Raw genomic sequence first — 8184 nt, 5'->3', positions numbered from 1 at the left:
CCCGGGCGTTGTTCATGGCATGTCGTTCCCCTGCACCCTGCCGCGCATGGCGGCCTTGCCGGCCATCGCCCGGCAACCGCTTGCGCCGCGCCCGCCGAACCGTAGTCTGGTGGCCATGGACCAGCCCGTGGCCGAGACGACCGATGAAGCGCTGATGCTCGCCTGGGCAGGCGGTGAAGCGGCCGCGTTCGAAACCCTGTACGCGCGGCACCGCGGCCCCCTGTTCCGGTTCCTGCTCGGCCAGCTGCGCGACCGGCCCCAGGCCGAAGAGGTCTACCAGGACGTCTGGCAACGGGTGATCGCCGCCCGCGAGGGCTGGAAGCCGGAGGCCGCGTTTTCCACCTGGCTGTACCGGATCGCGCACAACCGGCTCAACGACCACTGGCGCGCCCAACGCCACCGGCCCGCGGCGCCGATCGACGCGGACCTGCGCGTGGCCGCCCTGGCCGACCCGGACGATCCCGAGCGCGTGGCGGCACGCGAGGAAGGGCGCCAGTCCCTGCAACAGGCACTCGACGAACTGCCCGAAGAACAGCGCGAGGCGGTGCTGCTGCGCCTGCAGCAGGAACTGAGCCTGGAGGAAATCGGGCAGATCACCGGCGTCGGCCGGGAAACCGTCAAATCGCGGCTGCGCTATGCGCTGGACAAGCTGCGCGCGAGGTTGAACCCATGAATCCGCAGCACGAACGCCACGAACCCCTGGACCCGGAAGAGCGCGCGTTGGCACGCCTGCTGGCCGACAGCGAGCTGGCCGAGCCATCGGCGGGACTGGACGCACGCATCCTGGCCGCCGCGCGTGCGTCTTCGCGCCCTGCGCAGGTGTCCGCGCCGCGTCGCCGCCGACTGCGCTGGCCGGCCACGCTGGGCCTGGCCGCCTCGGTGACGTTGGCGGTCGGCGTCGCCTGGCAGCTGCGCGAACCGCCGCTGCCCGCTCCGGCGCCGGTGCGGAACGAGGTATCCATCCAGCCGCCGGAAGCGGAGAACGCAGCCTCGCGCCCCGCCACCGCGCCCGTTGCCGAAATGGCTCCGCCGCCTGCACCGATGACTGAACCATCGACCAGGCAGGCACCGCCAGAGCAACAGCGCGTGGCCGTGGCCGCGGCGCGCGAGCGGACGGACCAGCGCCAGGAAAAGGCTGCCCGCCAGGCCGAGACCCGGGCCGCTGCCGAGGCCGAACAGGCACGCGCCCAGCAGGCAGCGGTCGCCGCCGCGTCGCAGCGGACCAGCCAGCGTGCCGAGAAGGCCGCCCGCCAGATGGCTGCGGCGCCTTCCGCCGCCTGGCCGCCCCCCCTCGCCGCACCGCCGGTGGATGTGGCCGAACCGCGCCCGACCGACGTTTATCAGGAACCCTCACCGCCTGCTCCTCCAGCCCCGGTCGCGGACATGGGTGCAGCGGCCGGCACGATACCCGCCGAGCGCGCCCGTGCCGCGTCGGCCGATGACGGTTTCGCCGCAGATCCGCCCCAGGCCGTCGCCGCCGACGCGGCGGGCCTATCGCTGGCCACGGCAACGGCCATGATCGATGCTGACGCCCGCCTGCCGGCCACCCAGTGGCTGCAGCGCATCCGCGAGCGCGTCGGCCGTGGCGAACAGGAACTCGCGCGGGCCAGCATGGCGCGCTTCGTCGCCGCCCATCCGGACGTGCCGCTGCCCGACGACCTGCGCCTGCTCGCGCCCTGAGCTCCATCGGGTGCCACAGCGCGCCGGCGGCAGCGGACCCGGCGGCTACAATGCGCGCAGAGATGACCGATACCCTCGCCGCCCCGGCCACGCACCTGCTCGAAGTCCGGCACAGCCGCTTCCTTGCCCACGCCGAGGCGGTGGATGGCCCGGTGCCGGCCATGCAGTTCGTCGCGCGGGTCTCCGATCCCGACGCCACCCACAATTGCTGGGCGTGGCGGATCGGCCAGGATTACCGCTCCAGCGACGACGGCGAACCGGCCGGGACCGCTGGACGCCCGATCCTGGCGGCGATCGACGGCCAGGGTTACGACCGGATCGCCGTGGTGGTGACCCGCTGGTACGGCGGGATCAAGCTGGGCGCTGGCGGACTGGTGCGCGCGTACGGCGGCACGGCCGCCGAATGCCTGCGCATCGCTCCTCGCCAGCCACTGGTGGCGATGGCCGACCTCGGGCTGGCCTGCGCGTTCGACGACCTGGGCCTGGTGCACGCGGCGCTGCCCGCGCATGCGGCCGAGAAAACCGGCGAGCGCTTCGAGACCGACGGCGCGCACCTGTCACTGCGCCTGCCCGCCGCGCAGGTCGATGCCCTCCAGCGGAGGCTGCGCGACGCCACCCGCGACCGCGTCCGCTTCCACATTCCGCAGCACCCGGAGACCCCTTGATGGCCGAGAACGACAACGAACGCGACGGCCGCATGCGCCGACTTGGAAGCCTGCGCACGCTATCGCCGTTCGTACGCCGCCACCGCGGGCTGTTCGGCGCCTGGCTGGTCGCGCTGGCCGTGTCCTCCAGCGCGACCCTGAGCCTGCCGGTGGCGGTGCGCTACATGATCGACCACGGCTTCGGCGGCGGCACCCAGATCAACCAGGCCTTCGGCCTGCTGTTCGTGGTCGCCGTGGTGCTCGCAGCGGCGACCGCGGCGCGCTTCTTCTTCGTGTCGCTGCTCGGCGAAAAGGTGGTCGCCGACCTGCGCAGCCAGCTCTATGCGCACCTGATCGGACTCGATCCCGCGTTCCACGACCGCAGCCGCAGCGGCGAGCTGGTCTCGCGCCTGTCGGCCGACAGCGAACTGCTGCGCAGCGTGATCGGCACGACGATGTCGGTGGCCCTGCGCAGCAGCGTGACCGTGGTGGGCAGCCTGGTGATGCTGTTCGTGACCAGCCCGCACCTGGCTGCGTACTCGCTGGTCGGCATCCCGCTTTCGGTGCTGCCGATCGTGCTGGGTGCGCGCCGGCTGGAAAAGGCCTCGCGTGCGAGCCAGGATCGCGTCGCCGATGCCAACGCACTGGCCGCCGAGACCCTGGGCGCGGTGCGCACGGTCCAGGCTTACGCCCGCGAACCCTACGAACGCGGACGCTTTGGCGCGGCGCTGGACGTCGCCGTGGCGACTGCGCGGCGGCGGATCGGCGCGCAGGCCATGGTCACCGCGGCCGCCATCGTGCTGGTATTCGGCGCCATCGTATTGGTCCTGTGGTCCGGCGCGCACCAGGTGATCGAGGGCACGATGACCGCGGGCACGCTCGGCCAGTTCGTGCTGTACGCGCTGATCGGCGGAGGCTCGGTGGGCGCGCTGGCCGAAGTGTGGAACGAGCTGCAGCGCGCCGCCGGCGGCATGGGCCGCATCTCCGAACTGCTGCAGGAGCAGCCGCAGGTCGCCACGCCGGCCCGGCCGGTCGCGCTGCCGTCGCCGCTGCAGGGCGACATCCGCTTCGAGCAGGTGATGTTCCACTACCCCGAACGGCTGGATGCGCCGGCGCTGCAGGGCTTCGACCTGCACGTGCGCCACGGCGAGACGGTCGCCCTGGTCGGCCCGTCGGGTGCGGGCAAGAGCACGGTGCTCTCACTGCTGCTGCGCTTCCACGATCCGCAGTCAGGCGCGGTGCGGATCGACGGCATCGACCTGCGCGAGACCGATCCTGCCGCGCTGCGGGCGCAGGTGGCGCTGGTGCCGCAGCACCCGGTGCTGTTCGCGGCCAGCGCGATGGACAACATCCGCTACGGGCGGCTCGATGCCAGCGACGACGAGGTGCGCGCCGCCGCGCGCGCCGCGGAGGCCGACGGTTTCATCGAAGCACTGCCGCAGGGCTATGCCAGCGAACTGGGCGAGCGCGGCGCGCGCCTGTCCGGTGGCCAGCAACAGCGCGTGGCGATCGCCCGGGCGCTGCTCAAGGACGCACCGGTGCTGCTGCTGGACGAGGCCACCAGCGCGCTGGACGCGCAGAGCGAACGCGCGGTGCAGCATGCGCTGGAGAACCTGATGCGTGGCCGCACCACGCTGGTGGTCGCACACCGCCTGGCCACGGTGCTGCGAGCCGACCGGATCGTGGTCATCGACCAGGGCCGGATCGTCGCCGAAGGCACCCACGAACAGTTGCTCGCGCAGGGCGGCCTGTATGCGGAGCTGGCGCGGCTGCAGTTCCTGGACTGATCCCCGTTGCACCGAAGGCTGTCGCGGGCGCATCACCCATGCCGATGTTCCATGGCGCCAGCTGAAGCCGGCTTCTGCATGGATCGGCGAAACCTGCCTGCCGGCTTCACCTGTATTGGTTGAATACAGCCTCTACACCGGCAGCGCGCGGGAAAGAATGCCGGTGAAATCGAGATCCGACGGCAAGGTGCCCATCGCCAACCCGTGTTCGCCGCCGAGGCGGCTGCGCAGGAACGCCTCCGCCAGGGGGCTGCCCACGGCGAGCAGGGCCGAGCCCTGGAGCACCAGCGCAAGGCGCTCGACCAACGAGCGCGCCTGCGCTTCCGGCACTTCGCTGGCGGCGAGCTGCTGGTTCAATCCCGCCGCCTCGCGTTCCAGCAGCGGATGGGATGCGGCCGCCTGTTCGAGCGCGCCCTGCAGCGCCCGCGTCGCGCCTGGTTCGCGCGAAAGCGCGCGCAGCACGTCCAGGCACTGGATATTGCCGCTGCCCTCCCAGATCGAATTGAGCGGCGCCTGCCGGTACAGGCGCGGCAGGATCGACTCCTCGACATAGCCGGCACCGCCCAGGCACTCCTGCGCTTCGTTGACCAGGGCCGGCGCGCGCCGGCACAGCCAGTACTTCCCGATCGCGGTGGCAATGCGTGCGAAGGCGGCGGCCTCCCGGTCGGTGGCCGCCGCGTCGACCACCGCGGCCACGTGCAGCGCGAAAGCCGTCGCCGCCTCCGACTCGATCGCAAGATCGGCCAGCACGTTGGCCATCAGCGGATGTTCGACCAGGCGCCGCCCGAACGCGCGCCGATGGCGCGCATGGTGCAGCGCCTGGGCCAGGGCCATGCGCACTTCGGCGGCGGCGCCGAGCATGCAGTCCAGCCGGGTCAGCATCACCATCTCCAGGATCGTGGCCACGCCACGCCCCTCCTCGCCGACCCGCCAGGCCTGCGCGCCGCAGAATTCCACTTCGCTGGAAGCGTTCGCCCAGTCGCCGAGCTTGTCCTTCAGCCGCATCAGCCGGAATGCGTTCTTCGTGCCATCGGCCAGCCGCCGCGGCATCAGGAAGCAAGCGAGCCCACCGGGAGCCTGGGCCAGCACCAGGAAACCATCGGACATCGGCGCGGAAAAGAACCACTTGTGTCCCACCAGCGCGTAGCCATCGCCGGCCGGCAGCGGCGTGGCGGTGGTGGCATTGCTGCGCACGTCCGAGCCTCCCTGCTTCTCGGTCATGCCCATGCCGATGGTGAGCCCGGCCTTGTCCGCCACCGGCACGTCGCGCGGGTCGTAGCGCGGCGCTGCTGCCTTGTCCGCCCACTCGCGCAACGCCGGCTCGCGCCGCAGCACCGGCACCGCCGCATGGGTCATGGTCAGGGGGCAGCTGGTGCCGGCCTCGGCCTGGTGGTGCAGGTAGCTGAGAGCGGCACGCGCCACGTGTGCCCGCCGGCCCTTTTCCTGCCATGACAGGCCGGCCACTCCGTGCGCCTTGGCCTGCTCGAGCAGCCGGTGGTAGGCCGGATGGAACTCGACCACGTCGATGCGGCGGCCATGCCGGTCATGGGTGCGCAGTCGCGGGCGGTCGCGATTGGCGTCGAAGCCCAGCCGGTACAGCTCGTCGCCGGCAAGCCGGCCATAGGCCTGGAGGCTGTCGGCATGCCCCTGCGCGCCGGCGAGCGCGATGCCCTCGCGAAGTGCCACGTCGTCGGCCCACAGGTCACGCGGCTCGAACGACGGCGGCGGCGCATCCACCCGGTGGGTCTCGAAACGAGACGGATCGTGCGTCTCCGGATCCCGCCTGTCCTGCTCGCGCATGACGCTCCTCCGGGTCCGGATCGCGGCGCGGGGGCCGCTCCGGGACTCAGCTGAAGTCGAAATTCATCGCCGCGCCCACCGGCGCGACGAAGCCGCCTGCGACATAGTCCACGCCGGCGCTGAACAGCTGGCTCATCGCCTGCGCATCCTCCACGTGCTCGGCGATCGTGGTGATGCCGGCTTCGCCCGCGCGCGTGGTGATCTCGCGGACCTTGTCCTGGACCTCGCCCGGCCTGCCCATCTCGTCGGTCAAGCCCGGGTCGATCTTGAAGAACGACGGCTTGAGGTGCGCCAGCAGCTGGAAGGAATCGAGCCCGGAACCGAACTGTTCGAGCCCGAAACGGCAACCCATCGGCGCCACCGCGGCCAGGAACTGCTGGGCGTTGCGCAGGTGGGTGAACACCTTCGCCTCCGGCGCCTCCAGCCACAGCCGTTCGCCTGGAACGCCGTGCGCGGCCAGTTCGCGGCCGATCAGGTCGGCCATGGTCGTGCTGGCGAACGATGCCGGGCTGATCCGCACCAGCATCCGGGTCTGGCGACCGGCGCGCTCCCGCTCGCCGAGCACGGTGATCGCCCGGCGCACCACCCACAGGTCGATTTCACCGAGCAGGCCATGCTCCTCGGCGATGCCGAGGAAGCCCGACGGCGTGACCAGCTCGCCGTTGGCGTCCACCCGCAGGTGCGCCTCGTAGAGCTCGCCCGGCTCGCCCTGCAGGCTCATCACGGGCTGGTAATGCAGGGTGAAACCCTCGCCGACCAGGGCCTCGCGGATGCGCGAGACCCACAACTGGATGCGCTCTTCCTCGGCGCGGTCGACGGCGCCCGGGTCGAACACCTGCACCGTGTTGCCGCCCAGTTCGACGGCGGAATTCAGGCACTGGTTCGCCCGCGCCAGGATCTGCGGCACGCTGGCGATCTTCTCGCCGACCTGGACGCCACCGATGCTCGCGGTCACCGTGACCGAGCGCGCACCGACGCTGAACACGTGGGTGGCGAAGGCTTCGCGCAAGGCGTCGGCCACCGCCCGCGTGCGCGCATGGTTGCCCTCCAGCAGCAGGGCGAAACTGTGCTCGCCGAAACGCGCGACCTTGATGTCGGCGTCCACGGAGGTGCGCACCCGCGCGGCCAGGGCCGCGATCAGTGCGTCGGCCGAGTCCAGGCCGATGTCCGGCAGCAGTCGCGCGTAGTGGTCCGGATCGACCAGCAGGAAGCCGTACTGGCCGCCGTCGCGCCCGATCGTGGCGACGGTGTCCTCGAGCAGGTGCATGAAGGTCGGCCGGTTCAACAAGCCGGTCACCTGGTCGCGACGGCGCAGCTCCTCGACCTCGCGCGCCAATTCCGGGTCCAGTTCCTCGCGGCGCCGGAACACGACCTGCACGCAGGCCTCGCCCTCGTAGCTGGCGGTGACGAACTCCATCTTCGCCGGGAAGGTGCTGCCATCGACATGCCGCGCCTCCATCAGGTATTCCGGCGGCGGCGGCTCGCCCTTGGACATCGATTTGAGCAGTTGCTTGAAGCCGTCGATGTGCTGCGGGCCGACCAGGTCCAGCAGCGAGATGCCTTCCACCTCGTCGAACGATTCGAACCCGAACATCTCCAGGTAAGCGTCGTTGGCGCGAATGTGCATGCCTTCGTGGATGTAGGCCACCGGATCGCGCGAAGAGGCGATCAGCGAGTCGCAGCGGCGCTCCGTCTCGCGCAGCTGCGCTTCCAGCCGGCGCAGGCCACGGCGCGCGTCCAGGTCGGCCCATTCGCGCTTGAGGATTTCCAGCAGGTGCTCGGGACGGTGCTTGAGAACCAGGGCGCGGGCACCGCCGCCCAGGGTCGCGAGCACGGCGGCCTCGTCGATCCGGTCCACCAGCAGCAGCAGCGGGAGGTCCTTGCCACTGGCGGCGACCTGGGTGCGCACCTGTTCCAGCGGCATCGAGGCCGCGTCGGCGGCCACGACCAGGTCGATCGGCTGGCTGGCGACCATCTGCGCGAGCTCGGCGGCGTTGGTCGGCCGCAGCGGGCGTACTGCGATGCCGCCGTTGCGCAGGGTACTGACGATCGCTTCTGCGTCTTCCACGCGGTCGTCGACGATGAGCAGGCGAATCGCGGTGTCTTTCTGCATGCGGTGGGCCAGGGGAACCTTCGGGATGGGCGCTCGGGGGAAAGCGCGGACGAAGCCGGTTTAATACACGATGGTCGCCGGAGCGTCCATGGCGCGTCGCGTGAAAGCCGCCGTGCGTCACCGGTGCCCGCGCAGGGCGCGCTAGCATGTGCGCCCCGCG

At 71.3% G+C, this 8184-nt stretch carries 6 protein-coding genes; 4 read left to right on the top strand and 2 right to left on the bottom strand.

The features are described 5' to 3' along the window. The first annotated feature begins 115 nt into the window (after nucleotides 1-115). The 4 genes from CSC65_RS12880 (at nucleotide 116) to CSC65_RS12865 (ending at nucleotide 4111) form a co-directional block, all read left to right on the top strand. On the top strand, nucleotides 116-673 hold the full coding sequence (locus CSC65_RS12880) for an RNA polymerase sigma factor (RefSeq protein ID WP_162410984.1): 558 nt from the start codon (nucleotides 116-118) through the stop codon (nucleotides 671-673). After that, a complete protein-coding gene (locus tag CSC65_RS12875) occupies nucleotides 670-1680 on the top strand; it encodes a hypothetical protein (RefSeq protein WP_162410967.1) in 1011 nt (336 codons plus the stop codon). Before CSC65_RS12880 ends, CSC65_RS12875 begins: the two co-directional genes overlap by 4 nt. A 62-nt stretch (nucleotides 1681-1742) precedes the next feature. Further along, the gene (locus tag CSC65_RS12870) at nucleotides 1743-2345 is read left to right on the top strand and encodes an IMPACT family protein (RefSeq protein WP_162410966.1); all 603 of its coding nucleotides are present in this window, start codon (nucleotides 1743-1745) and stop codon (nucleotides 2343-2345) included. Continuing rightward, nucleotides 2345-4111 (top strand): ABC transporter transmembrane domain-containing protein, encoded by a 1767-nt coding sequence (locus CSC65_RS12865; RefSeq protein WP_162410965.1) that lies wholly within the window; start codon nucleotides 2345-2347, stop codon nucleotides 4109-4111. The genes CSC65_RS12870 and CSC65_RS12865 overlap by 1 nt, the downstream gene beginning before the upstream one ends. A gap of 132 nt (nucleotides 4112-4243) precedes the next feature. Here the strand turns inward: CSC65_RS12865 and CSC65_RS12860 are convergent, their stop codons facing one another. Both CSC65_RS12860 and CSC65_RS12855 read right to left on the bottom strand, forming a co-directional pair. Beyond that, the gene (locus tag CSC65_RS12860; RefSeq protein ID WP_162410964.1) at nucleotides 4244-5911 is read right to left on the bottom strand and encodes an acyl-CoA dehydrogenase family protein; all 1668 of its coding nucleotides are present in this window, start codon (nucleotides 5909-5911) and stop codon (nucleotides 4244-4246) included. 46 nt (nucleotides 5912-5957) lie between these two features. Continuing rightward, a complete protein-coding gene (locus tag CSC65_RS12855) occupies nucleotides 5958-8024 on the bottom strand; it encodes a GGDEF/EAL domain-containing response regulator (RefSeq protein WP_162410963.1) in 2067 nt (688 codons plus the stop codon). Nucleotides 8025-8184 lie beyond the last annotated feature (160 nt).

Origin of the sequence: Pseudoxanthomonas daejeonensis (genome assembly GCF_010093205.1) — a bacterium.
GTDB lineage: Bacteria > Pseudomonadota > Gammaproteobacteria > Xanthomonadales > Xanthomonadaceae > Pseudoxanthomonas > Pseudoxanthomonas daejeonensis.
The sequence above is the reverse complement of the archived record's forward strand: the minus strand, read 5'-3'. Positions and strand labels throughout refer to the sequence as shown.

Excerpts from the sequence above, each read along its gene's own strand:
- CSC65_RS12855 (WP_162410963.1), bottom strand. The coding sequence starts at position 8,024 with ATGCAGAAAGACACCGCGATTCGCCTGCTCATCGTCGACGACCGCGTG.
- CSC65_RS12880 (WP_162410984.1), top strand. The coding sequence starts at position 116 with ATGGACCAGCCCGTGGCCGAGACGACCGATGAAGCGCTGATGCTCGCC.
- CSC65_RS12870 (WP_162410966.1), top strand. The coding sequence starts at position 1,743 with ATGACCGATACCCTCGCCGCCCCGGCCACGCACCTGCTCGAAGTCCGG.
- CSC65_RS12875 (WP_162410967.1), top strand. The coding sequence starts at position 670 with ATGAATCCGCAGCACGAACGCCACGAACCCCTGGACCCGGAAGAGCGC.
- CSC65_RS12865 (WP_162410965.1), top strand. The coding sequence starts at position 2,345 with ATGGCCGAGAACGACAACGAACGCGACGGCCGCATGCGCCGACTTGGA.
- CSC65_RS12860 (WP_162410964.1), bottom strand. The coding sequence starts at position 5,911 with ATGCGCGAGCAGGACAGGCGGGATCCGGAGACGCACGATCCGTCTCGT.